The sequence below is a fragment of the Natrinema salinisoli genome, assembly GCF_020405205.1.
GTDB classification, from domain to species: Archaea; Halobacteriota; Halobacteria; order Halobacteriales; family Natrialbaceae; genus Natrinema; species Natrinema salinisoli.
In genome coordinates this window covers 3,573,049-3,596,897 of record NZ_CP084469.1, presented here as the reverse complement: position 1 = coordinate 3,596,897, position 23,849 = coordinate 3,573,049, and the positions used below count along the sequence as shown (strand labels likewise).

Genomic DNA, 23,849 nt, shown 5'->3' with positions numbered 1-23,849 from the left:
GAATTATCAAGACGATATCGTTTCCGCAGCGACGGGTTCGTAGCTGTCGTTACCAAGTGAAACCCGACTCACTCCCAGGGCACCGACCGCTCCTGAATCTCGCCGGCGAGCGACGTTCCCATCGCCGCTTCGACGTCCTCGGCGTTCTCGAGCGCCCACATCAGCTTCACTTTCGCCGTTCCGGGCAGCGTGTCCTCGCCCTCGATCACGCCCGCCTCGAGGAGGTCCCGACCCGTGTCGTAGACCCGATCGCAGACGCGGCCCTCGAGACATTGGCTGGTCATGACGACCGTCGTGCCGTCCTCGATCAGCTCCTCGATGCGGGGAATCAGATCGGTGTGGACGTGGCCGAGGCCGGTGCCCTCGATGATGAGCCCCTCGCTTTCCTCGACGACGTCGAGGAACTGCGGATCCATTCCCGGCGTGAACTTCAGGAGTTCGACGTCGCTCTCGAGGTCGGGTTCGATCGAGAGCTCGACGTCGTCGCGCTCCTGATACTCCCGACGGAACTCGACCGTCTCCGTCTCGTAGTCGACCTCGCCCAGCGGCTCCGCCCCGACGGTTTCGAACGCGTCCCGCCGCGAGGTGTGGTTCTTCCGCACGCGAGTCCCCCGGTGGAGCGCGCAGACGTCGTCCGACTCGGAGGCGTGCATGCAGACTAACACCTCCGCGCAGTCGCTCTTGGCGGCCTCGACGGCCGACACGGCGTTCATCACGTTGTCCGACGACGGCCGGTCCGCCGAGCGCTGCGACCCGGTGAAGACGATCGGCACCGGCGTCTCGAGCATGAACGACAGCGCCGAGGCGGAGTATTGCATCGTGTCGGTGCCGTGCATGACGACGACGCCGTCGGCGCCGGCCGCGATCTCCTCGCGAACCGCCTCGGCGAGGTCCTGCCAGATCGGCGGCTCCATGTTCTCCGAGAGGATGTTGGCGACGACTCTGCCCCGATAGTTCGCGCGGCCCGCGAGGTCGGGAACGGCTCGCAGGACGTCCTCGGCGTCGAACTGGGCCGTCACCGCGCCGGTGCGGTAGTCGACCGTCGAGGCGATCGTGCCGCCCGTCGAAATCAGCGAAATCGTCGGCAGCTCGTCGTCGAACTCGATCTCCGAGCCCGCCTCGTCGGTCCCCGTCGAATCGGTGCCGTCGATCTCGTAGACGTCCTCCGCGAGCACGTCCACGTCGGCCCCGTCCCGATCGACGCCGACGTTGTAGCCGCCCTCGAGTTTCACCACGAGGTTGTCGTCCGTGCTCGAGGGGAGCAACACGCCTTCGTACGTCCGATCCGCGCGATCGACGCGGACGCGGTCGCCTGGGTTCATGGAAGGCCGTTGCGCGGCGGCGGACTTGAAGGCACGCTTTCCGTCCGGTGTGGATCGAGTGGGAGAACGGATACGGTGACATCGGAATCGACCGAACGCCCTGTCAGTCCCGGCCGGCGGAGGGTCGTCGAACCGGCCGGTCTTCGAGAAGACGACCACCGAGCGCCTCGAGAACGGAGTCCGTCGTCAGGAGCCGGTCTTCTCGACCTCGTACCAGGTCCCGTCCCAGCTGAGCCCGTAGCCGAGCAGCGATTTGAGCGTCAGTATGCCGAATGCGGGATAGAGGAGCGGCGCGAGGACGACGGTCCAGCTGAGGCCGTCGATCCGTCCGTCCCTGGTGTCGCGCCACGCGACGAGGGCGATCGTTCCGACGAGGATCGCCGCGGGGAGGAGAAACGCCGACTCGACGTCGAGGATGAACAACAACAGGAGTTTCGAAGTGAGGGCGAGCGTGAACAGGCACCCGAGCAGGCTCGAGCACATGCGGCCGATCGAGATGATACCGCGGCGGCCGAGCTGTCCGCGGAGGAGTTCGATGAGGGTCGCGTGGAGGACTTCGATCTGCCCGACGCGCCAGCGCTTGCGCTGGCCCCAGAGATCCCGCAGGGTGTGGGGGGCCTCCATCGTGTTCGTACACTGGCGGGCCTGTTCGACGGTCAGCCCCTCGCGATAACACGCGTGCGCGAAATCGAGGTCCTCGGTGAGCACGTCGTCGTAGCCGTCCACGCGCTCGAAGGCCTCGCGGGTGAGCACCGTCGAGGAACTCCGGCAGTTCGCGAAGCCCGAGAGTTCGACGATCTTGTAGCTGGCGTGGAAGACGATCCGCTCGCAGTAGGCGACCGTCTCGATGACGCCGGTCGGCCGCGGAATCCGCCGCCCCTGAAAGACGTCCGCGTCCTCGAGCAATGCGCCCATCCCCCGCGACAGGAACTCGGGAGTGACCCGTTCGTCGGCGTCGAAGACCGCGATGTATTCCGCGTCGGTCTCGCGCACCGCGTAGTTGATCGCCCCCGCTTTCGAGCCCGGATTCCCGTTGATCAAACACTCGACGCGCTCGTTGGCGTTCGCGAGTTCGCGGGCTCGCTTCAGCGTCGCCTCGTCGTTCGGCTCGGCGACGACGACGATCTCGAGGTTCTCGTACGTACTCTCACAGAGGCTCTCGACGCTCTCGTCCATCACCTTGTGATCGCGATACACCGGAACGATCGCGGTCAGCCGCGGGCCGTCGGTCACCGGTTCGATGGTATCCCGCGACGTCCACACCTCGCGGACCAACAACAGGCCGGTGATCGCCACGAAACCGGTGAAGACGGCCATCGACGAGATCGCCTCGAGGAACACCACCTGAACGGTCACGACGAACAGATCGACCGAGACGCGCTGGATTTCCCGCCCCTGCGCGAACCCGAACAGCAATAGGGTGAACGCACCGACGACGGTGGCGCCGTGGTCGACGGCTCGAGGGGCTGTCGAAATCATTATCGGGGGGTTGCAGGCGACAGCATATCAATATTGTCATAAGGCTGGAAAGGGGCGGAAAATACGGACTTTGCGAGCCGTCGGGGGACGGTATTAAGGTAATACCGAGAACGACGACGCGCCGTTCAGCCCGACTCTCGACGGGTGATTCCTCGGTTTCCGATAGAGGAAAGTGGCGGAACTCGTCAACAAACACAACTCATAAACCGGCGACCGTTTACATACGTGATATGCAATCCGAGCCGCAAGCGTTCGACCGGGTTCTCTCGTCGATGTGTACGGACCCTCACCCGGCGGCGCGCGACGCGGCGGAGCGGTTTCTCGCGACGAATCCCGGCGATCCCGGGAGCTACCCGACCGTCGCGGCGCTCGAGGACGACGCGATCGAGCTGTTGAGCGACGTTGCGGGTCTCGACGAGCCGGCGGGCTACATCACGAGCGGCGGCACGGAGGCCAACATTCAGGCCGTTCGAATCGCCCGCGAACGGGCCGACAGCCGGACTCCGAACGTCGTCATGCCCGAGTCCGGCCACTTCAGTTTCCAGAAGGCGGCCGACCTGCTCGGCGTCGAACTCCGGATCGTTCCCACCGACGACGACCACCGGGCCGACCTCGCGGCCGTTCGGTCCGCCGTCGACGACGACACCGCCGCGGTGATCGGCGTCGCGGGAACGACCGAGTACGGCCGCGTCGATCCGATTCAGGAACTCGGCCGGATCGCCCGGTCGGTCGACGCCACCCTCCACGTCGACGCCGCGTGGGGCGGGTTCGTCCTTCCCTTTACCGACTACGACTGGCACTTCGGCCACGCGCCCGTCGACACGATGGCCATCGACCCCCACAAGATGGGACAGGCCGCGGTTCCCGCGGGGGGACTGCTCGTCCGCTCGCCCGACCTGCTCGACGAACTCGCCGTCGACACGCCCTACCTCGAGTCGACCTCGCAGGCGACGCTGACGGGAACTCGCTCCGGCGCAGGCGTCGCGAGCGCCGTCGCCGCGATGGAGGAACTGTGGCCGGACGGCTACCGCCGACAGTACGTCCGCTCGCAGAACAACGCCGAGTGGCTCGCCGACGCCCTCGAGAAGCGGGGCTACGCGGTCGCCGATCCCACGCTGCCGCTCGTCGCGGCCGACGTGCCGCGGTCGACGTTCGACGCGCTGCGAGCCAAGGGCTGGCGGATCTCGCGAACGGCGACCGGCGAACTGCGCGTCGTCTGTATGCCACACGTCACCCGCGAGATGCTGGCCTCGTTTATCGGTGATCTGGATCGGCTCGAGGTGCGTGCGAGCGTGCCGGTCGTGAGTGACGACTAACTGATTGTATCGAAGAGGTTCAGACGCCGGTGAGACGAACCAGCAGTCTTCACTGGATCAGGGGCGTTCCCGAAAGCCGGACCGTTCGCACTAGTAGTCCGAGCGCTACGGCGGCCGAGACGGGTCGAGTCAGGCGTCGAACGGCGACGCGTGATCCGGGCCGGTGCTCGTATGGATAGTGCCGGCATCACCCTTAGATGAGCGTGAACCCAAAGATGTGTGAGATTATCAACCATGAGCAACGACAGGAATCGAGAACTCGTTACCCGTACTATCGAGGGAGTGGAAACGCTGGTCAGCACGGAATCAGGTGAGATATTCGTCGACGTTCCCGGTTCGAACTCGCGGTATATCCGCGTCGAAGAAGGTGACACGGTTCAGGAGGGAGACATCCGGTCACGAACCGCGGAAGAACTCGCATCGGAATCGCTCAGGAAATGGACGATAGAGACGATCGGACCGGAGACCGTCATCGGGACGGATCAGGAAACGGGCGAGCGGAGCGAATGGGATCGCGAATCGCTCGACCAAAAGCTCGCGATCGGAGGATTCAGCACGGATCTCACCGATTTCGAACGGGTGAAAGTGAGCGGCGCGGTGGACACGTCGACACAGAACGGACGCCCGTCGGATGTGGAATCCGTGACCGTAACCGTGTACGGGAACGATAGCCGGAGATTCACCGAAACGTATCGTCCCATCGATGCCGACGGCAGCGGCGACGAACGCCGCCTCGAACTGACGGACTCCGACGAGCGCGTCGAACGGCTCGACCCCGACCTCCGAGAGCGGTTCGATCAGGCGGTCGAACTCGCGCTCCGAAACGATGGATATGCAGTCTGATCCGTGTTTTCTCCCCTCGATCGGTCACGGACGCTACCATCGCAGCACGAGCGACGGGCGGAGCAATTGAGACGAAAAATCCCGATCGTGTGAGTGTCACCACCTGCTGCGGCGGAGCGCACAGGGGGCGCGAGTGTAGCGATCGAAACCGGCGGGTTTTACGCCCGCGAGCGCAACGTGACGAGCATGAGCCACGACGAGTTTCCGACGGACGAACCCGCCGTCGTGACCTGCGGGTTGCCCTACGCCAACGGCGACCTGCACATCGGTCACCTGCGGGGCTATATCGGTGCAGATGCGTTCAACCGCGCGCTCGAGATGCTGGGCCAGGAATCGATCTACGTCTGCGGGTCGGACATGCACGGGACGCCGGTTGCCGTCAACGCCGAACAGCAGGGCGTCGATCCGGAGGACTTCGCGCTTGACTGGCACGAACAGTACGAGGAGACGTTCCCAAAGTTCAACGTCGACTTCGACAACTACGGCCACACTCACGACGAAACCAACACCGAGCTGACCCAGGAGATCGTCCGTACGCTGGACGACGAGGGCTACATCTACGAGAAAGAGATTCAGGTCGCCTACGACCCCGAAGCCGACCAGTACCTCCCCGACCGCTACGTCGAGGGAACCTGTCCCTACTGCGGAGCAAAAGCCCGTGGCGACGAGTGCGACGAGGGCTGTCAGCGCCACCTCGAGCCGGGCGAAGTCGAGGACCCGACGAGTACGATCACGGGGAACCCAGCCGAATACCGCGAGCGGACCCACAAGTTCTTCGAGGTCTCCGAGTTCACCGACTTCCTCACCGAGTTCCTCGACGGGCTCGAAGGCACCTCGAACGCGCGCAACCAGCCGCGCCAGTGGATCGAAGACGGCCTGCAGGACTGGTGTATCACGCGGGACATGGACTGGGGAATCGACTATCCCGATGATGGCGATAGCGTTGCTCCGGAGGAGCAACGAGACGGAGGTAGCGCGGAACGGAGTTCCGTGGACAGTCAAGCGGCGAAGCCGCGAGACGACGGCGACGACCTCGTCCTCTACGTCTGGGTCGACGCCCCGATCGAGTACATCTCGAGCACGAAGCAGTACTCAGAACGCGTCGGCACGGACGAGTACGACTGGGAGCAGGTCTGGAAGGGGGACGGCGAGATCATGCACGTCATCGGCCGGGACATCATCCAGCACCACGCGATCTTCTGGCCGGCGATGCTCGAGGGCGCGGGCTACAACAAGCCCCGCGGAATCGCCGCGACCGGGTTCATAACGATCAACGGCAAGGGGCTCTCGACCAGTCGTAACCGTGCGATCTGGGCAAAAGAGTACCTGGACGAGGGGTTCCACCCCGACCTGCTGCGGTACTACCTGACGACGACGGGCGGGCTCCAGCAGGATGTCGACTTCTCCTGGGACGCCTTCCAGGAGAAAGTCAACGGCGAACTCGTCGGCACCGTGGGCAACTTCTGGTACCGCTCGCTGCTCTTCGCCTACCGCAACTTCGAGGGCACGCCGGACGCGGACGTCTCCGAGGAGGTCCGAGAACGCATCGAGGACGCCATCGCCGACGCCCGCGAGAACGTCAACGACTACTCCATGCGCGGGGTCGGTCAGGCCGCCACGGGACTCGCGCAGTACGGCAACGAGTACATCCAGCGCAACGAGCCCTGGAAACTCACCGACGAGGACCCCGAGCGAGCCGCACAGGTCATCCGCGACTGCGTCCAGATCGCCAAGGCCGTCGGCGTCCTCATCGAACCGATCACTCCCGACAAGGCACAGGCGCTGTGGGCACAGATCGGCGAGGACGGCGACGTCGCGGACGCCCGCCTCGAGCACGCACTCGAGGCCCCACCGCAGACCTTCGAGGAACCCGGCGAGCTCTTCGAGAAGATCGAGGACGAGCGGGTCGAAGAACTCACCGCAAAGCTCGAAGAGCGCGTCGAAGCGGCGTCGGACGACGACGAGGAATCCGACGGCGATGCGGCCGAAACCGAAAGCGACGACACCGACGCGAGCGAATCCGAGAGTATGACAGACACGGGCGACCTCGAGGCGCTGGCAGAGGACCGAATCAGTTTCGACGACTTCCAGGCGCTCGATATCCGCGTCGGTCGGATCGAGGCGGCCGAGGGCATCGAGGGCGCGGACGACCTCGCGCGCCTCGAGGTCGACATCGGCTTCGAGACGCGGCAGATCGTCGCCGGGATCAAGCAACTCCACGACCTCGACGAGTTGCCGGGCGAGAAGTGCGTCCTGCTCTCGAACATGGAGAAAGCGGAGCTGTTCGGCGTCGAGTCCAACGGAATGATCCTCGCGGCCGGCGAGGAGGCAGACCTGCTGACGACCCACGGCGACGCCGACGTCGGCGAGAAGGTTCGGTAACGCCGACCGGCTGGAGAGCCGACTCGAAACGGACGACTATTTTTCTCACCTCTCGAGACGTCTCTCTCGGGTGCCGGTTGCAGTACCAACCAACTATATGTCGATTGTTACCGAAGACCGACCGTGCGGACCGCGTTCGTTTCCGCCCTCACTGATCGGCCGATCTTACGACGAGCGCTGGCACCGATCGGTAGCTTCGTCGGGGTCGTGGTCGCCGGCGTCCTCGGGTTCTCGATCCTCGGGGGCGTCGGACTCGTCGAAGCGACGTTCTGGCTGGTCGATCTAACGAGCATCGAACTCCACTTCGCCGAACACGACGGACCGGAACGAGCGACCAAAGCGTACGCGGTTCTGGTGCGGTTCGGACTCGTCCTGTCGGGACTGTGGATCGGCGAAACGGTCCTCACTGCGGCGTTCGGAGGCCAGATACGAACGGAAGTAACCAGAGCAACGATGAAACAACGACTCACCGAAACCGAGGATCACGTTATCGTCTGCGGCTACGGGATGTTCGGACGCACGATCGCGAACCACCTCGTCGATGACGGGCGAGCCGTCGTTGTCGTCGAGAACGACGAGAAAACCGCCCAGCGAGTCCGAGAGGACGGACACCTGCTCGTCGAAGGTGACGCCAGACGGGAGGAGGTGCTGCGAGACGCCGGCGTCGACCGCGCGTCGAAACTCGTTGCGGGGATCGACGACTCCAATATCAACATCCAGATCGCGATCGTCAGCGGGACGGTCGACTCCTCGCCCGAAATCATCGTTCGCGTCGGCGAGGAGATGTACGAGTCGGTCGCGAAGGAGATCGGTGCCGACGAGGTCGTCATCCCCGAAGTCGTCAGCGGCCACCAGGTCATCGGGCTACTCGAGCGGCCGGCGAACTGACTCGAGCCACGCGGTACGCGCCCGTCAGATTTCGTCGACGACGTCCGAGAAGTCGTCGGTGTCGATCACTTCCATCGTCGTTCCTTCGAGGCCGTGCCGGTGGAGCGTTAGCGCGGATTTGAACGCCGCCTCGTTGTCGTCGGTCTCGAAGACGATGAGGAAGTCGTACTCGCCGAGCGCGGCGTAGGAGTCGCGGAGTTCCGCGCCGTGAGTCTCGAACTCGGTCCTGATCTCGCCCCAGAGCGTCGCGAGTTCCTGTGCGTTCTGGACGTCGCGGTCGGCGAGATCGACGAGGGTCGCGTAGGTCGGCATGTCGGACGCGAGGACCGGTCCGTGCAAAACGGTTGCCGTGGCAGACGACGGGGTCGGTCGCATTCGTATCGAGACTAGTACTCGAACGCGAGTAAGTGACTATCTTTTAGGCGATGCTGCCGGTAGGGCCCGGTATGAGAAATGCGAAGATCGTCTGTACGCTGGGGCCGGCGTCGAACGACCGGGGAACGATCCGGGAGCTCGCCGACGCCGGGATGTCCGTCGCGCGGCTGAACGCGAGCCACGGGACCCGCGAGGATCGCGCCGAGCTGATCGATCGCGTCCGGGCGGTCGACGAGGAGCGAACGGAACCCGTCGCGATCATGCTCGATACGAAGGGGCCGGAGATCCGAACTGCGCCGCTGCCCGAGGGCGAGACGGTGACGCTGGAGACGGGCTCCGAGATCCGGTTCGTCGAGGGAGAGGAGGCGACACCGGAGACGGTCGGCCTCTCGGTGTCGATCGACGCCGTCGAGCCCGGGGACCGCATCCTGCTCGACGACGGGCTGATCGAGGCGACCGTGCTGGGCCACGAGGGCGACGCGGTTCGCGCGCGCATCGACACCGGCGGCGAGCTGAGCAGCCGGAAAGGGGTCAACGTGCCCGGCGTCGAACTCGACCTCGACGTCGTCACCGAGAAGGACCGCGCGGACCTCGAGTTAGCCGCCGAGAAGGGCGTCGACTTCGTCGCGGCGAGTTTCGTCCGGGACGCCGAGGACGTCTACGAGGTCGGCGAGGTCCTCGAGGAAAACGACGCGGACATCCCGATCATCGCCAAGATCGAGCGCGCCGGCGCGGTGGAGAATTTAGACGAGATCATCGACGCCGCCTACGGCGTGATGGTCGCGCGGGGAGACCTCGGCGTGGAGTGTCCGATGGAGGACGTACCGATGATCCAGAAGCGAATCATTCGGAAGAGTCGCGAGGCCGGGCGACCGGTCATCACGGCGACGGAGATGCTCGATTCGATGGTTCACGCCCGCCGGCCGACGCGCGCGGAGGCGTCCGACGTCGCCAACGCCGTCCTCGACGGCACCGACGCGGTCATGCTGTCGGCCGAGACCGCCGTCGGCGATCACCCCATCGAAGTCGTCGACGCGATGGACAGCATCATCCGCGAGGTCGAACGCTCCGAGGAACACGCCGAATTGCTCGAGCAGCGCGTTCCGGCGTCCGGCGAGGCGCGAACGGACGCACTGGCGCGTTCGGCGCGGTTCCTGGCGCGGGACATCGGAGCGGACGCGGTCGTCGCTGCCACTGAGTCCGGTTACACGGCGCTGAAAACGGCGAAGTACCGGCCCGGCGTTCCGGTCGTCGCCTCGACGCCGAGTCAGGCGGTCCGCCGCCAGCTCGCGCTGACGTGGGGGGTGACGCCGCTGTACGCGCCCGTTTCGGATCAGGGTGCCGACGCCGTCGTCGAGAAGGCGGTTCAGGCCGCACTGGACGCCGGCGTCGCCGAGAGCGGGGACACCGTCGTCGTCCTCTGCGGGATGATGACCGATCTCGAGGGGGCCAACACGACGAACATGCTGAAGGTCCACGTCGCGGCGGACGCGCTGACGACCGGACAGGTGGTCGTCGAGGGCCGGGCGACCGGACCGGTCGTTCACGTGACCGACGGCGACCTCTCGGACGTCCCCGACGGGGCCATCCTCGCGTTGCCCGTCGACTTCGACGAGGAGTTCACCGGCGATACGAGCCGAATCGCCGGTATCGTCAACGCCGAGCGGGGAATGACCGGGTATCCGGCGATGGTCGCCCGCGAACTGGGGATTCCGATGATCAGCGACGCCGAGGTCGGCGACCTCGCGACCGGAGACGTCGTCACCGTCGACGCCGAGCGCGGCGTCGTCTACGGCGGCGATATCGAGGGACGTCCGGAACGGCCCTGAGCGATCGGAGCGACTGACCGCGACTGCGCTCCGCGCTCGGACCGCGGGTTTTTGACCACGGGGGCGTTACGACGGCATATGGCAGGCGACCGGTCCGAGAACGACGACACCGCCGACGACCGATGGAACGAGCGGTCGGCGACGGAGCCGGACGTCCGAACGGCGACCGACTCGAGCCAGACGGGATCGAGCGATGCCGAGCGGGATCGGATCCCGCTCGACCTCTCCGGCTCGAGTACTGACGACGAGTCGGCGGGCGACGAGACGAGCGAGGCGGACGAATACGCACCCGAGGCGAGTTCGACGCCGATCGAAGCCGGCGATCCCGACCTCGAGAACGCGCTGTTCGTCGCCCTCGGAGCGATCGCGATGGTGCTCGTCCTCGTCAGACTGGTCGGGATCTCGCTGTGAGGGACTCACGGGGAGCGGGTGCGAGTACGAACGTCTCGAAGGGCGACGGGCGATAAGCACCGATGCGCGTCAGACACTATATTTACGATTCGGAGCGCGCCGAGGAACATGTCGATGCCGTCCTCGAGCGGTTATCGAGTCGCGACGAGGGGATCGAGTACCTGGACGTCGCCGCCGCGGACGACCGGGACGACGCGATCCGGGAGGCGATGTTGACGGTCCGCGAGTCGGTCCGGATCGGGACGAGTCCGGACGGGATTTACGACGACGACGGCGATCCGGACTTCTCCGCGGGCGTCCTCGTGACGCAGGAGCCGACCGGCCGCCGGGGGCTTTCGGTCGGTCGGGCGGCGCTCGAGGCGCTGGACGAAGAGGTCGATTCTGGCACTGAAGAGGGCGGTTCCGACGCTGACGAGCGGTAACCGACGGCGGGTGCGATCCGTCGCGCTTTTGATTCACCAGCCCCGAGAACGGTGCAAGCGAATGGCCCGGTATCACATCGAAACGTACGGCTGTACGTCGAACCGCGGGGAGAGTCGCGAGATCGAGCGACGGCTCCGCGACGCGGGCCATTACCGGGTCGACGGCCCGGACGAGGCGGACGTCGCGATCCTCAACACCTGTACCGTCGTCGAGAAGACCGAGCGGAACATGCTCCGGCGGGCCGAGGAGCTGGCCGACGAGACGGCCGATCTCTTCATCACGGGCTGTATGGCGCTGGCACAGGGGGAGGAGTTTGCACGAGCGGACGTCGACGGGCAGGTGCTCCACTGGGACGAGGTGCCCGAGGCGGTCACCAACGGCGAGTGTCCGACGACGACCCCCGACGCCGAGCCCATCCTCGACGGCGTCGTCGGCATCCTCCCCATCGCGCGGGGCTGCATGTCCGACTGCTCGTACTGCATTACCAAGCAGGCGACCGGCAAGATCGACTCGCCGTCGATCGAGGAGAACGTCGAGAAAGCCCGCGCGCTCATCCACGCCGGCGCGAAGGAGATCAGAATCACCGGCCAGGACACCGGCGTCTACGGCTGGGACGAGGGCGAGCGCAAGCTCCACCGGCTGCTCGAGGAGATCTGCGAGATCGAGGGCGAGTTCCGGGTCCGCGTGGGGATGGCCAACCCGAAGGGCGTCCACGGCATCCGCGAGGAACTGGCCGCGGTCTTCGCCGCGAACGACGAACTCTACGACTTCCTGCACGCGCCGGTTCAGTCAGGGAGCGACGACGTGCTCGGCGACATGCGTCGCCAGCACCAGGTCGAGGAGTACGTCGAGGTCGTCGAGACCTTCGACGACGCGCTCGAGTACTGGACGCTATCGACGGACTTCATCGTCGGCTTCCCCACCGAGACCGACCGCGACCACGAACAGTCGATGGCCCTCCTGCGAGAAACCCGCCCGGAGAAGATCAACGTCACTCGCTTCTCGAAGCGGCCGGGAACCGACGCCGCCGACATGAAGGGACTCGGCGGGACGATCAAGAAGGAACGCTCGAAGGCGATGAGCGAGGTCAAGCGCGAGATCGTCCGCGAGGCCTACGCGGACATGGTCGGCGAGCGCCGCGAGGACTGCCTGGTCGTTGAGGAGGGAACCGCCGACTCCGTGAAGTGTCGTGATTCGGCGTATCGCCAGGTCATCGTCCAGAACGCGAGCGACCACGGCATCGAGCCCGGCGACTTCCTCGACCTCGAGATAACGGCCCACGAGACGATGTACGCGTTCGGCGAGCCGGTGTAGGGTCGGGACTATAGCCGTGAGCGTCGATCCTCAGTTCTCGGGAATGAGGTGAGAAAGCGAAGTAAGAGTCCATCGAACCGGTACATATGAGCAATACAGCCGATCGGCCGACCCGCTGTCCGCGGATCGAACAGGACGGAGAGATCGGGTGTGACCCTCATCGGATCATGGAGCTGCTCAGCGACGACGACGCTCGAGCGGTGTATCTGCTCGTCGAGGAGCCGGCGACGGTGCGTGACGTCTCCGACGAGCTCGACCTCCCGCAGTCGACGGCGTACAGGAAGGTCGAGCACCTGCGGGAGGCCGGCCTCATCTCACGGCTCAACGAACGCTCGCGGACCGGGACCCCCGCACACTACGTGCAGGCCATGGATCACGTGTCGGTGACCTACGACGATCCGCTCCGGATCGAGTGTGCGTGCAACGGAAACGTCCTGTATTGCGAGCCCTGACGGCCCGCAGCTCGTCGACCCGTTTTGAACCCGTCTTCAGTGAGTCTCGCAGCGGTTTTCGGTGACGAGGAATTCGAGCAAACGGTATCCGGAGACAGCTGTTACGTCGGGCTACAGGTCCGCGACGGCGGCTTCGATTTCCTCGCGAGGAAGCGGCGAGATCCAGTCGTCCGCGACGAAGGCGTACTGTACCTCGCGGTCGGCATCGAGGACGAACGCGGACCGCCAGGGGGTCGAGACGTTCGCCATGTGCGACCGCTCGGCGAGCAGGTCGAGGGACTCGCTGACCTCGCCGTCGACGTCCGCGAAGAACCGGAACTCCGGGTGGTCGAGCCAGTTGAGGAATTCGTTTTGTGCGTAGGGACCGTCGCGGCTCACGCCGAGCACCGGAACGTCCTCGAACTCGTCCCAGCCGGCGCGGACGAACTGTTTCCACCAGTTCTGTGCGATCGCGCTGAACGCGAACCCGGTACAGACGACCACGCCGCCGCGAGCGCCGAGTGCCTCGGAGAGGGGCGTCGACCGGAACGTCTCGCCGTCACAGAGGAGCGCTTCGAAGTCGGCAACGGTCTCACCTGCAGTCGGTGGCATACGCGAGGACTGTCGCGTGACTACAAAAAGCTCCGTTCCGCGGCCGATCGTACGTCCACACGGCACCGCGGATCGACACGTATCCTTTTGACGGAGCGCTCCGTACCACGTGCTATGGTAACGCTCTACCGCCTGGAAGGCTGTCCGTACTGTGAGCACGTCGTGGATCGACTCGAGGAACTCGACGTCGACTACGAGAGCGTCTGGGTCGAGGGGCTCCACTCGAAACGCGACGAAGTCAAGAAAGTTTCCGGTCAACGGCAGGTCCCGGTCATCATCGACGAGGACCGCGGCGTGACGATGGCCGAGTCCGAGCGGATCCTCGACTACCTCGATTCGACCCACGCCTGATCCGGGGGCCGTTCTGCGGTTACTCGTCGTCGAGTTGGTGCGGATCGAGCCCCGGATCGTCGACCGCGGGTGCGCCGATCGCGAGGACCACGCCCTCCTCGTCGCCGACGTTCCGGTGGCCGTGCCCGATCTCCGGTTTGGCGATCCAGAACGTCCCCGGTCCGGCGTCGATGTACTCTTCCTCGCCCGACCGCCCGAGTTTCACCGAGAACTCTCCCTCGAGGACGTAGTAGAGCTCCTCCTGTTCGGCGTGTGCGTGGTACTGGATCTCCTCGCCGGGCTCGAAGTACCAGAGTTTGAGGTTGAGCGCGTCGGTCTCCAAGAACTCGTCGAGCGCGCGGATGCGCAGATCCGGCGGCACCTCGTCGACGTCGGAGAGATCGGTGAGCGGTACGTCGTCCGTCTGGACCACTTTGTAGTCCATGCTACCGTCCATCACGATAACAGTCACCAAAAGTGTCCCGTCGTCCGGTCCGGGTTGCTAGCTGTACGAATAACGGGCCGCTCCGACCGTCTATCGGCGCTCGAGTCGGTTGCCTGTGTGACGAGTGCCGATATCGCCAGCTCCACTACGAGACGTCGAGTTCGAGACGGCCGTACGCAGGGGAGGTGTTGCGACAGCCGCCCCAGTGCGGACCGCTATTCGAACACGACGGCACTGTCTTCGTCGGGAACGACCGCACCGTCCTGAGCGGCGAAGGCGTCGTGGACGTGGTCGTACGTTGCCTCGAGTGCCTCAACGATTACCGTCGTATCGCTGAGAACGGGCATGAAGTTGGTGTCGCCTTGCCACCGCGGAACGACGTGGGTGTGCAGGTGGTCGTCGATCGAGCCACCCGCCCCGTCACCGAGGTTCAAGCCGGCGTTGAACCCGTCCGGCTCGAGGGCGACCTCGAGGGCATCGAACGTTCGCTGTTTCAAGCGGGCGTGATCGAGGAGGACATCGTCCGCGAGAGCCCCGTATTCGCCGGTGTGGGTTCGCGGGATGACCATCAGGTGTCCCGGGTTGTACGGGTAGTTGTTCAGCATGACGAACGCGTGCTCGCTTCGGGCGACGAGCAGGTTCTCTCGATCGGTCTCCTGCTCGGGCAGTTCACAGAAGACACACTCCTCGATGTCGGGGTTCTTCTCCTCGCGTCTGATCCACTCGATTCGCCACGGTGCGAACACCTGGTCCATAGTCGATGGCACTCGAGGGCGACCTAAAGCGTTTCAGTCCGTCGCGCGGGGCCGATACTCGTGGTAAGATTCCAATAAAACCATGGCACTGTAACGCATAATTCCGATATAAAGTCACGAAAACCGGATCTAAACGATATAGAACGTTTTCAGGGAGTTTCACGGAGAAGTCGCCGCCCTCTTTCGATTTTACGACTCAGCGTTCAAAATGAAGCGTGGGTTTAAGATAGGGCTACTTCAAGTAATTCAGTAATGGCAACGACTGACGACTCTGTCAACGGGATGACCGAGCACTGCGAGGACTGCGACCTGGAAACGCTCCACGAAGTCTCCGTCCAAATTAGAACCGAGAGCCTCAAAGAGGAGAACTCACAGTTCTCCCGCGAACCGTACCGCGTGAGCGAGTGCCAGCGGTGTGGAAACCGCTCGAGTCAGCGGATGAACAACGCCTGATCGCGCCGCGAGTTCGAAACACCCTCCACCGAACCGCCCTCGTTGCCCGGTCTCCCGTCCTTCTGCGTTTCTCCGCGACGCACGTATTACCGATTGGGATGCCCGATAGCGGTGTGACGTGACTAGTCCGCGGTCGTCACTTCACAGCCGTCTTCGGTGATGATGATCGTGTGCTCTTTCTGACTGACGAGCTTGCCGTCGTCTTCCTTGAGCACCGGATACCCGTGGACGATGTCGTTTCGCTTGAGCCGGCGCAGCGCCATCTCGGCCCGGTCCGTCTCGAGCCACCGCGTCGCGAAGGGAAGCGTGCGGAACTCCTCGGTAATCTGTTCGAGGGCCTCGCGGGCCTGCCGGTTCCGGACGGTCCCCTCCCGCTCGAGGGAGAAGATTTCCTCGCTCGCGCCTTCGGAGACCTTCCCGCCGCCGTCCGTCGCGAACGGCTCGATCGCGACCACGTCGCCGACCTCGAGGGTCGTCCCCTGTGAGACGGCGCGATTCGGGATGTTCGGCGCGGTGTGTTGCTCCCAGTGGCCCAGCCCGTGTCCAGTGAGGTTGACGACGGGGTTGTAGCCGTAGCCGTCGATCACCTCCTCGATCGTCGCACCGATCTCGCCGGTTCCGATGCCGGGCTCGATGATATCGATTGCCGCCTCGAGGGCCTGCTCGGACGCCTCCGCCAGTTCGGGATTCCCGGAGAGGTCGACGGTGATCGCGGTGTCGGCCAGCCAACCGTCGACGTGGACGCCGATGTCGAGATTGACCATCTCCTCGCCGAAGGTCGTCTCGTCACCGATCGACGGCGTCGCGTGAGCCGCCTCCTCGTCGATGGAGATGTTGACGGGGAACGCGGGTTGACCGCCGAGTTCCCGGATGCGCTCCTCGGCCCACTCTGCGACCTCGAGGTGGCTCGCACCGACCTCGACGCGTTCGGCCGTTTCTTCGCGTACCTGCGCGAGGATCGCCCCCGCTTCGCGGTGTTTCTCGTACTGCTCGGACTCGAGGTCCACCTCGGGTTCGGTCATGCCCCGGGGTTGGACAGGTCGATAAAAAGAGGTTCCGTCTCTCCCTCGAGGAAGCCGGTACCGGTCACGCGATCGACGGTTCCGTTATAGTAGTCGTTGAAAGTCATTGCACTCCCGCTCGAGTGCGAGCGGTGCGTAAATCGTTTCAACGACTACGATAGCTGCTCTCGACCCAGTTGCACTCGGAACAGGTCGCGACACCCTGAATGTTCGATACCGTTACGGCACACTGCGGACACTGCCGTGGACCGTACTGTGGTGGTCGAAGCATGAATCGGCCAATGCATACGTCGATAATAAAACCACTCCACGACAATCGTCGAACTCTTCGAGAGAATCGATATCGACTGCGATCGGGGCGAGCGAACAACCACCTGAGCTGACCGTTCGTAGAAGAAACGATGGACAACGACGCCCCGATCGGTGAAACGGTCCCAACGGATTATCCCGTTCGTGCGTCTCGAGTACGACTGGCGTGAGAGACGCCACCGATCAGAGCCGGACGTCACGGGCACGCGGACATCGGCTCGACCACCGTGATCGCCACCGGCGAGACGGCGAACGCGACTGCCGGTCCCGGCGGGTGGACCGTCGTCTCGAGGGTGACGGTCACGCCGTCGTTTTTTCTGCACCCCGCGTTCTATCCGGGCGCTATCGGATCGACCGGCGTCCAGTCGAAAATGCTGATCTTGCGGCAACCACACCCTTTATTTAACAGATTTTTATATAGGCTACGAGGTGCTATTCTTGCCGTATCGGGCGTTCGAACGCGCGTTTTGGCCACGTACGCACCGTTCGTGTCGACTGGGTATCGTTCAACTTTTGCCGCCCCGAGACGGAAATGGTAGACCTTTTACCCCCGTCGAAGAACCGTACAGACGAGATGAGCTACGACAAGATCGAGGTCCCCGACGAGGGGGAGCAGATCACGCTGAAAGCGGGTACCGAGGACGAGCTCGAGGTACCTGACAACCCGATTATCCCGATTATCTACGGTGACGGTGTCGGGAGCGACGTCGGTCCCGCCGCACAGAAGGTCCTGGAGGCCGCCGCGGAGGCGACCGGCCGCGACATCAATTGGATGCGAGTCTACGCCGGCGAGTCCGCTCGCGAGAAGTACGACGAGAACCTGCCACAGGAGACCGTTGAAGCGATCAAGGAACACCGCGTCGCGATCAAGGGCCCGCTGACGACCCCCGTCGGTGCCGGGTTCCGCTCGCTGAACGTCGCGCTGCGAAAGAAGCTCGACCTCTACGCGAACGTCCGACCGACCTACTACCTCGACGGCGTCCCATCCCCTGTCTCCGAGCCGGAGCAGATGGACATGGTCACCTTCCGTGAGAACACGGAAGACGTCTACGCCGGCATCGAGTGGGAGGAAGGCACCGACGAAGTCGAGGAGGTCAAGGAGTTCGTCGAGGAGGACATGGGCTTCGACAACACCATCCACGACGGCCCCGTCGGCATCGGCATCAAGCCGATCACGGAATTCGGCTCCAAGCGCCTGATCCGACGCGCCATCGACTACGCCCTCGAGCACGACCGCGACTCCGTCACGCTGGTCCACAAGGGCAACATCATGAAGTTCACCGAGGGTCAGTTCCGCGACTGGGGCTACGAGGTCGCCGAGGAGGAGTACGGTGACGAGGTCATCACCGAGGACACCCTCTGGGAGGAGCGCGACGGCGAACAGCCCGACGATGCAGTCGTCGTCAACGACCGCATCGCGGACAACATGCTCCAGCAGCTCCTGACCCGAACGGACAACTACGACGTCATCGCGACGATGAATCTCAACGGGGACTACATGTCCGACGCCGCCGGCGCACAGATCGGCGGCCTCGGCATCGCGCCCGGATCGAACTTCGGCGACGGCCTCCTGCTGGCCGAACCCGTCCACGGCTCCGCTCCCAAGTACGAGGGGCAGGACAAGGTCAACCCGACCGCCATGATCCTCTCGGGCCGCATGATGCTCGACTACATCGGCTGGGACGACGCCGCCGAGCTCGTCCGCGACGCCGTCGAGGAAACCATCTCCTCCGGCAAGGTCACCTACGACCTCGAGCGTAACCTCGAGGACGCCGAGAAGCTCGCCACCAGCGAGTACGCCGAGGAAGTCGTCAAGAACATCGAGAAACTGGCGTAAGGGCTCCGCTGGCAGCTGACTATCGATTCTTGCAGTTTTCTTCGATCACCGGATCGATCGTGATCTCGGCCACCTGTTCCCATCATAGTTAGATCCTTATGGTGCCGAATCGACTGAAAGACATGACGTCCGGATCAGAACGTCCAGACGATCCGAAACACACGGTCGATCCGGTGGCCCGGCTGCGCGCCGGTCGTGAGCCGGGTGACGACCTCGTTCCGGCTATCGCACTCGTCGTCGTCGCGGTGGTAGTCCCCCTGCTCGTCGCTGCGCGATACGAGGGTCACATCAGGCTATACATGGATACTGGGGAGTACAACGTACTCGTCGGGCTCGGCCTCACACTCGGACTGTGGCTGATCGTGGACGGCCTCGACCTCGATCGAGTCACCGTTTTCGGGACGGCGATTATGGCACCGGTACCCGCGACGATAGGGGTTGCCTTGGTGACCGCCGTCCTCGAAGTAGAGTGGCTTGACAGCTTCGTCTTCTTCGACGTCCCGTCGTATTCAGTCGCGATCATCGCTGCCGGCGCGTTGGCCGTCGGCCTGTCGTTGCTGACGGAGCAGCTCTCGATCCGGCACACCCGCCTCCCGGTTCGTCGGAAGGTAACGGCTGCGGCCGGCACAACGGCACTGTTCGGAATCGGTGTCGGGGCCGGTGTTCAGTACGCGACGCCACCGCCGGCGTCCATCGACGGCATCGATCTCGACTACAGCGGCTGGGAAGCGACGTTTCGGGTGGACCGGGAGACTGCTTCGGAAGATCTTCACATCACCGTTGTCGCTCCCGACGGGACGGCCGTGACGGAACGACTAGCGGACGCCGAACGCAACTGGACGAGAGTCAGCGTTCCCCATCCCGAACGGTCACTCCATCGCGGTCGGTTCGCGGTCTCAATCGACACGTTCTGGGGTAACACGGTCGACTCGACGTCGATCACGGTCGAGAACGGTCCCGAGCTATCGATCCGGCGCGTCGAAACCGGGACGACCTCCCGAAACGACGTCCTCGTCACCGCCACTGTTGGTAACCACGGTGACGTCGCCGGTCGGACAGAAATCGATCTCCACGGCGCGGCGAACGACCACCTCGACGAAACCACCGCCACGATCGACCCCGGCGCGACGACCACCGACACTCTCACTGTCCAACGAGATGCCGACGAAACGCAGCCCGACAGCGTCCTCGTGACGGCGAAACTCGAGGGCGCTGAAACTGACGCCGACCGGTAACGGGTCACTCTTCCCGAAGAGTAACACTCTCACCACCGGATTGTCTACCAGTTCACGATGACCGACGTCGATGTTTCCGTTGCAGATACGAAGCGACGACGCGAGGACGCCTTCGCGGTCCGACGAACGGTCTTCGTCGACGAACAGGGCGTCGACGAAGACCTCGAGTACGACGACCACGACGAAACGGCCACGCACTTCGTCGCGTACGACGGCGACGAGCCGATCGGCGCGGCTCGGCTTCGCGAGTACGAAGACGGCGTCGGCAAAGTCGAACGGGTTGCCGTCCTCGAGCCCCGGCGCGAGGAGGGTGTCGGTCGGGCACTGATGACTGCCCTCGAGGACCGCGCCGACGAGCGGGGGTTCGCGACGCTGAAACTCCACTCACAGACTCGGGCTGCCGACTTCTATCGGCGGTTGGGGTACGAACGGCGGGGGGAGGAGTTCGAGGAGGCCGGGATTCCACACGTCGAAATGCGAAAGCGACTGGAGTGACGGGCAGCGATCGGTCGATCGGTCTTGTCCCAGCTTTTTGCCGTCATTCGGTCGTCTGACTGAGTTTCAAGTCGTCACGTGTGGGCGTCGGTGCTATGGAGCACGAAATTACCCTCCCGGTGAACGTCGCGGCATCCACCAGAGAGACCGTCCGGAAAGTGTCCCGAATACTCGTTCCGATCTCGATCGTGGCCGTCACCACCGGCATCGGCTTGCTCGTCTTCTTCGAACTGGTGAGCGCGTTTCTGCTGTAGCTGCTCGGGGGTGACCCTCCGAGCGACGGAGCGCTCGAGAAGCCGCCGACAGTCGAACGCCCCGAGCGACCCCGGAGACGAGCCGCTGGTCGTGATTCGAGCGCCCGTGAAGAGAAACCGCGAACGCGGGCCACCGAGTACAGCCCCTATTCCTGCCAGCTCGGGTTCTCCCGCGGCGGGCTGAAGATGTCGACCCCGCGAACCGTCTCGTCGCCGCGGTTTTCCGCGGCGTGTGGTTGCTCCCCGGGGATGGCGTAGGAGTCGCCGGGCCCACAGACGATCTCCTCCCCATCGGTGAGGAAGACCAGTTCGCCCTCGACGATGAATCCCGTCTGTTCGTGGGGATGGCTGTGTTCGTCGACCACCGCACCGGGCTCGATTTCGAAGTGCTGGACGTTCATCGAGTCGGTACCCGCCATCAGCGCCAGGTGGACGCCGTCGGCGGCCTCCGACGGTTCGAGGTCCTCGAGCGAAACGCGTTCCATATGCGGGCATCACGGGGGCGGATTACATAATTCCGCGGATACCGTCGACGGTGGTCTCCCGACCCGTCAGCGGTGTCGCTTCGATCGCGTTCGTGATTCGCAACCAATACATATTTTCTAACAGTATCGCGGCGTATGAACCCGTACGTGATACTCGGCGGTGCGATCCTGTCGGAGCTGCTCGGAACGACGGCGCTCAAACTCTCTGAGGGGTTCTCGCGGCCGCTCCCGACGCTCGGTGTCGTCGCCGGCTACGGCCTGGCGTTCTACCTCCTCTCGCTGACGCTCGAGGAGTTACCCGTCGGCGTCGTCTACGCGACGTGGGCCGCGCTCGGTATCGTCGGCGTCGCGTCGATCGGCGTGCTCGCCTTCGACGAGCAGTTGGACGGCGCGGCGGTCGTCGGCCTCGGTTTCATCCTCGCCGGCGTCTACTGTCTCAACATCCTCTCAGACGTTGCCGCTCACTGATCGTGTCAAACAGTTCGGTCGCGGTCGTTCGACTGCCCAGCGTCGACTGGCGGTCGCCGCTCATAGAGTCAACCAGAGCGTCAGGATCGCTCCGGACGCGGCGAGCGTGCAGCCGATCCCCGCGCTGCCTCTGACGAGCCGGTGAACCGACCCGGAGACCGTCTCGGCGTCGCCGCTGGTCGTCACGAACGCCGGCGCATCGCCCGCCTCGGTGATGACCCTGTTCCGGTCGTATCCGTGCGCGACCGATCGACACGAACCGACGACGTGGACCGTGTCGCCGGGCTGAATGTGGTCCTCGCGATAGCGTCGGTCGTTCGTTGACTGACCGATGTCGAGATCGTCGAACGAATCGCTGACGTGGTCCGGCGGCGATTCGTCGCCGTCGACCGCGACCGTGACGTCCCGATCGACGATGGCGGACGGGCGAGTCGGACGGACGTCCGCGGCCGCCGGGTCGACGAGCACTGGCCCGGTACCGTCGTCGACGGTGAACGTCGTGGCGTCGCTGTCGAGGGCGATCGGCACCTCCGTCCGAGAACTACCGTGGTTATTCGGTAGCCACCGCCGCTCCTGAACGGTCACCGCGTAGGCGAGACACGGCTCGTCGGAAACCGGACCGGTCAGCGGGGCGTCGACGGGACTGGCTTCGCCGGAGACCTGTACCGGTCCCTCGCGAACGAATCCGGTCTCCGAGACGGGGAGATTCGTCGCCCGGTACCAGTCGGCGTTCGCGACGGCGACCGAGAGCGAAAAGACGCCGAGGATGAACACTGCCGATCCAACGAGGAACCAGTCGGTGTCGGGTATCGATCCGAGCGCGCGGAGAAGCCCGAACCAGGCCCCGACGACGAGCAGTGCTCCGAAGAGGAGCGGCCACTCGAGTCGCAGCCGACGAGCCAAGCGCCGGCACTCGGTACCGAGCCTGACATACCGGAACAGGAAGGCGGTCGGCACGCCGACGAGCAAAACCAAAACGACGGCGACGAAACTGTACAGTGCGAGCACCTCCGTCGGCGGAACGTCGGGGACGACCATCGCTACGCAGGTATCAGTCGGACAAGTAAAATCTTCTGACAGTCGAGACGATCGGGCCGATGAGGATCGACCACTTCCGCTCCGCTTGCCGAAGGTTGAATTACCGCGAGCGGCCACTGCGAGACATGTACGCCGTCGTCGGCTGCAGCGAGTGTTCGAACCTCTGGATCATCGAGGGCCGATCGGAGACGACCCAGTGTCCCCGCTGTGGCGCGCGCAAATCCTACGAGAAGCGCAAGAAGTTCGTCGAGACCGACGACGCCGCCCACGCTCGCGACGTCCGCGCGTCGATGCTCGCGAACCGCCAGGGAGAGGGCGAGGCCTTCGCCGAACTCGACTCCTTCGCCGCCCTCGAGGACGACGTCGCCGGCGGCGTCGTCGACGACGACGAGTACCTCGAGGAGTCCGGACTGGACGTCGACGAAGTCGCAGCCGCCGGCGATCGCGATCCGCGCGGCTCGAGCCACAGCGGGAGCAAGAAGGAGATCGTGAAAGGTGCGCTCGATACCCTCGACCGGCCGACCGAGGACGAGGTCGTCGACTACGCCGGCGAACGCGGCGTCCCCGCCGACTACGTCAGGGATGCACTCGAGAAGCTCGCGCGACGCGGCGTCGTGAGCGAAAGTCGCGGGCGATACCGGCTGTTGTGAGGTAGTCGCGACGGTACCGCCACGGCTATCCCGTCCCGGCGACTCCTTTCGGTATGGCAGACACGGTCGATCTCCAAGACCCGGTCGTCGGCGCGGGACTCCTGCTCGCGGTCGGAGTCGTCGTCTACGGCGCGGTCGTCAGCGACACGATCGCCGGGATCGAGGCGACGGTCGCGGCGACGTGGGTCTTCGCGGTCACGTTCGCCGTTCTCGCGGGGATCCACGCGAACGTCGGGCAGTACGATCTCGCGCTCGGCCACGGCGGTGCCGCGGTCGGCTGGCTGTTCGTCCTGCTGGGAACGTCGGGACTGCAAGTCATCCTCGGAGTCGTCCTGCTCGTCCTGTCCGGGAGCTACATCGCGATCAGAACGGTTCGACGCCGCAGCGATAGCTCCGAAGACCGTCCAGAAGCGGAGTGAGCGATACGGTCGGCGTGACGACACACTGT

At 64.6% G+C, this 23,849-nt stretch carries 27 protein-coding genes; 18 read left to right on the top strand and 9 right to left on the bottom strand.

The genetic code is table 11. The features are described 5' to 3' along the window. Window positions 1-68 precede the first annotated feature (68 nt). Together gatD and LDB05_RS17800 are read right to left on the bottom strand one after the other, a co-directional pair. Window positions 69-1,322: a Glu-tRNA(Gln) amidotransferase subunit GatD gene (gene gatD, locus LDB05_RS17805; RefSeq protein WP_226005313.1), complete on the bottom strand. Its 1,254-nt coding sequence runs from the start codon at window positions 1,320-1,322 to the stop codon at window positions 69-71. A 186-nt stretch (window positions 1,323-1,508) separates the two neighbouring features. Then, window positions 1,509-2,801 carry a glycosyltransferase family 2 protein gene (locus LDB05_RS17800; protein WP_226005312.1) on the bottom strand — a complete coding sequence of 431 codons (1,293 nt, stop codon included), beginning with the start codon at window positions 2,799-2,801 and terminating at the stop codon, window positions 1,509-1,511. A 230-nt stretch (window positions 2,802-3,031) separates the two neighbouring features. Here LDB05_RS17800 and mfnA point away from each other — a divergent pair, with 230 nt between their 5' ends. The 4 genes from mfnA (at window position 3,032) to LDB05_RS17780 (ending at window position 8,230) form a co-directional block, all read left to right on the top strand. Then, entirely contained in the window at window positions 3,032-4,117 is a 1,086-nt protein-coding gene (gene mfnA, locus LDB05_RS17795; RefSeq protein WP_226005311.1) for a tyrosine decarboxylase MfnA, read from the top strand. 234 nt (window positions 4,118-4,351) lie between these two features. Next, window positions 4,352-4,960 carry a hypothetical protein gene (locus LDB05_RS17790; protein WP_226005310.1) on the top strand — a complete coding sequence of 203 codons (609 nt, stop codon included), beginning with the start codon at window positions 4,352-4,354 and terminating at the stop codon, window positions 4,958-4,960. A gap of 186 nt (window positions 4,961-5,146) precedes the next feature. Further along, the gene (metG, locus tag LDB05_RS17785) at window positions 5,147-7,342 is read left to right on the top strand and encodes a methionine--tRNA ligase (RefSeq protein ID WP_226005309.1); all 2,196 of its coding nucleotides are present in this window, start codon (window positions 5,147-5,149) and stop codon (window positions 7,340-7,342) included. A 123-nt stretch (window positions 7,343-7,465) separates the two neighbouring features. Beyond that, window positions 7,466-8,230: a potassium channel family protein gene (locus tag LDB05_RS17780; protein WP_226005308.1), complete on the top strand. Its 765-nt coding sequence runs from the start codon at window positions 7,466-7,468 to the stop codon at window positions 8,228-8,230. Between the two features lie 24 nt (window positions 8,231-8,254). Here LDB05_RS17780 and LDB05_RS17775 read toward each other — a convergent pair whose 3' ends face one another. Beyond that, a complete protein-coding gene (locus LDB05_RS17775) occupies window positions 8,255-8,542 on the bottom strand; it encodes a GYD domain-containing protein (RefSeq protein WP_226005307.1) in 288 nt (95 codons plus the stop codon). A gap of 134 nt (window positions 8,543-8,676) precedes the next feature. On the opposite strand from LDB05_RS17775, the gene pyk reads away from it, so the two are divergent. The 5 genes from pyk (at window position 8,677) to LDB05_RS17750 (ending at window position 13,034) form a co-directional block, all read left to right on the top strand. Beyond that, window positions 8,677-10,434: a pyruvate kinase gene (gene pyk / locus LDB05_RS17770; protein WP_226005306.1), complete on the top strand. Its 1,758-nt coding sequence runs from the start codon at window positions 8,677-8,679 to the stop codon at window positions 10,432-10,434. Window positions 10,435-10,512: 78 nt separating this feature from the next. Continuing rightward, complete coding sequence (locus LDB05_RS17765) at window positions 10,513-10,845, top strand: DUF7312 domain-containing protein (RefSeq protein ID WP_226005305.1); 333 nt, start codon at window positions 10,513-10,515, stop codon at window positions 10,843-10,845. A 62-nt stretch (window positions 10,846-10,907) separates the two neighbouring features. Next, entirely contained in the window at window positions 10,908-11,267 is a 360-nt protein-coding gene (locus LDB05_RS17760) for a hypothetical protein (protein WP_226005304.1), read from the top strand. A 61-nt stretch (window positions 11,268-11,328) separates the two neighbouring features. Next, entirely contained in the window at window positions 11,329-12,582 is a 1,254-nt protein-coding gene (locus tag LDB05_RS17755) for a tRNA (N(6)-L-threonylcarbamoyladenosine(37)-C(2))-methylthiotransferase (RefSeq protein WP_226005303.1), read from the top strand. Between the two features lie 86 nt (window positions 12,583-12,668). Continuing rightward, window positions 12,669-13,034, top strand: a complete 366-nt coding sequence (locus tag LDB05_RS17750; protein WP_226005302.1) for an ArsR/SmtB family transcription factor — start codon at window positions 12,669-12,671, stop codon at window positions 13,032-13,034. A 111-nt stretch (window positions 13,035-13,145) separates the two neighbouring features. Here the strand turns inward: LDB05_RS17750 and LDB05_RS17745 are convergent, their stop codons facing one another. Then, window positions 13,146-13,625, bottom strand: coding sequence for a redoxin domain-containing protein (locus LDB05_RS17745; protein ID WP_226005301.1), 480 nt, complete (start codon window positions 13,623-13,625; stop codon window positions 13,146-13,148). A gap of 114 nt (window positions 13,626-13,739) precedes the next feature. Between LDB05_RS17745 and LDB05_RS17740 the strand changes: the two genes are divergently transcribed. Beyond that, window positions 13,740-13,976 carry a glutaredoxin family protein gene (locus LDB05_RS17740; protein ID WP_226005300.1) on the top strand — a complete coding sequence of 79 codons (237 nt, stop codon included), beginning with the start codon at window positions 13,740-13,742 and terminating at the stop codon, window positions 13,974-13,976. Between the two features lie 19 nt (window positions 13,977-13,995). On the opposite strand, the gene LDB05_RS17735 is transcribed toward LDB05_RS17740, so the two are convergent. Together LDB05_RS17735 and LDB05_RS17730 are read right to left on the bottom strand one after the other, a co-directional pair. Next, window positions 13,996-14,400, bottom strand: coding sequence for a cupin domain-containing protein (locus tag LDB05_RS17735; RefSeq protein ID WP_226005299.1), 405 nt, complete (start codon window positions 14,398-14,400; stop codon window positions 13,996-13,998). Window positions 14,401-14,615: 215 nt separating this feature from the next. Beyond that, entirely contained in the window at window positions 14,616-15,155 is a 540-nt protein-coding gene (locus LDB05_RS17730; protein WP_226005298.1) for an HIT family protein, read from the bottom strand. 252 nt (window positions 15,156-15,407) lie between these two features. On the opposite strand from LDB05_RS17730, the gene LDB05_RS17725 reads away from it, so the two are divergent. Next, window positions 15,408-15,608, top strand: a complete 201-nt coding sequence (locus LDB05_RS17725; RefSeq protein WP_226005297.1) for a DUF7835 family putative zinc beta-ribbon protein — start codon at window positions 15,408-15,410, stop codon at window positions 15,606-15,608. 122 nt (window positions 15,609-15,730) lie between these two features. On the opposite strand, the gene map is transcribed toward LDB05_RS17725, so the two are convergent. Beyond that, entirely contained in the window at window positions 15,731-16,630 is a 900-nt protein-coding gene (gene map / locus LDB05_RS17720) for a type II methionyl aminopeptidase (protein WP_226005296.1), read from the bottom strand. 883 nt (window positions 16,631-17,513) lie between these two features. Between map and icd the strand changes: the two genes are divergently transcribed. The 4 genes from icd (at window position 17,514) to LDB05_RS17700 (ending at window position 20,760) form a co-directional block, all read left to right on the top strand. After that, window positions 17,514-18,776 (top strand): isocitrate dehydrogenase (NADP(+)), encoded by a 1,263-nt coding sequence (icd, locus tag LDB05_RS17715; protein WP_226005295.1) that lies wholly within the window; start codon window positions 17,514-17,516, stop codon window positions 18,774-18,776. 122 nt (window positions 18,777-18,898) lie between these two features. Next, complete coding sequence (locus LDB05_RS17710) at window positions 18,899-20,011, top strand: hypothetical protein (RefSeq protein ID WP_226005294.1); 1,113 nt, start codon at window positions 18,899-18,901, stop codon at window positions 20,009-20,011. Between the two features lie 57 nt (window positions 20,012-20,068). Beyond that, the gene (locus tag LDB05_RS17705) at window positions 20,069-20,506 is read left to right on the top strand and encodes a GNAT family N-acetyltransferase (protein ID WP_226005293.1); all 438 of its coding nucleotides are present in this window, start codon (window positions 20,069-20,071) and stop codon (window positions 20,504-20,506) included. A gap of 95 nt (window positions 20,507-20,601) precedes the next feature. After that, entirely contained in the window at window positions 20,602-20,760 is a 159-nt protein-coding gene (locus LDB05_RS17700; protein ID WP_226005292.1) for a hypothetical protein, read from the top strand. Window positions 20,761-20,906: 146 nt separating this feature from the next. On the opposite strand, the gene LDB05_RS17695 is transcribed toward LDB05_RS17700, so the two are convergent. Beyond that, the gene (locus tag LDB05_RS17695) at window positions 20,907-21,245 is read right to left on the bottom strand and encodes a cupin domain-containing protein (RefSeq protein ID WP_226005291.1); all 339 of its coding nucleotides are present in this window, start codon (window positions 21,243-21,245) and stop codon (window positions 20,907-20,909) included. 135 nt (window positions 21,246-21,380) lie between these two features. Between LDB05_RS17695 and LDB05_RS17690 the strand changes: the two genes are divergently transcribed. After that, a complete protein-coding gene (locus tag LDB05_RS17690; protein WP_226005290.1) occupies window positions 21,381-21,713 on the top strand; it encodes a DMT family transporter in 333 nt (110 codons plus the stop codon). 60 nt (window positions 21,714-21,773) lie between these two features. On the opposite strand, the gene LDB05_RS17685 is transcribed toward LDB05_RS17690, so the two are convergent. Next, on the bottom strand, window positions 21,774-22,751 hold the full coding sequence (locus LDB05_RS17685; RefSeq protein ID WP_226005289.1) for a hypothetical protein: 978 nt from the start codon (window positions 22,749-22,751) through the stop codon (window positions 21,774-21,776). Window positions 22,752-22,876: 125 nt separating this feature from the next. Between LDB05_RS17685 and LDB05_RS17680 the strand changes: the two genes are divergently transcribed. Together LDB05_RS17680 and LDB05_RS17675 are read left to right on the top strand one after the other, a co-directional pair. Continuing rightward, on the top strand, window positions 22,877-23,401 hold the full coding sequence (locus LDB05_RS17680; RefSeq protein WP_226005288.1) for a DUF5817 domain-containing protein: 525 nt from the start codon (window positions 22,877-22,879) through the stop codon (window positions 23,399-23,401). 53 nt (window positions 23,402-23,454) lie between these two features. Continuing rightward, complete coding sequence (locus tag LDB05_RS17675; RefSeq protein ID WP_226005287.1) at window positions 23,455-23,820, top strand: hypothetical protein; 366 nt, start codon at window positions 23,455-23,457, stop codon at window positions 23,818-23,820. Window positions 23,821-23,849: the final 29 nt, after the last annotated feature.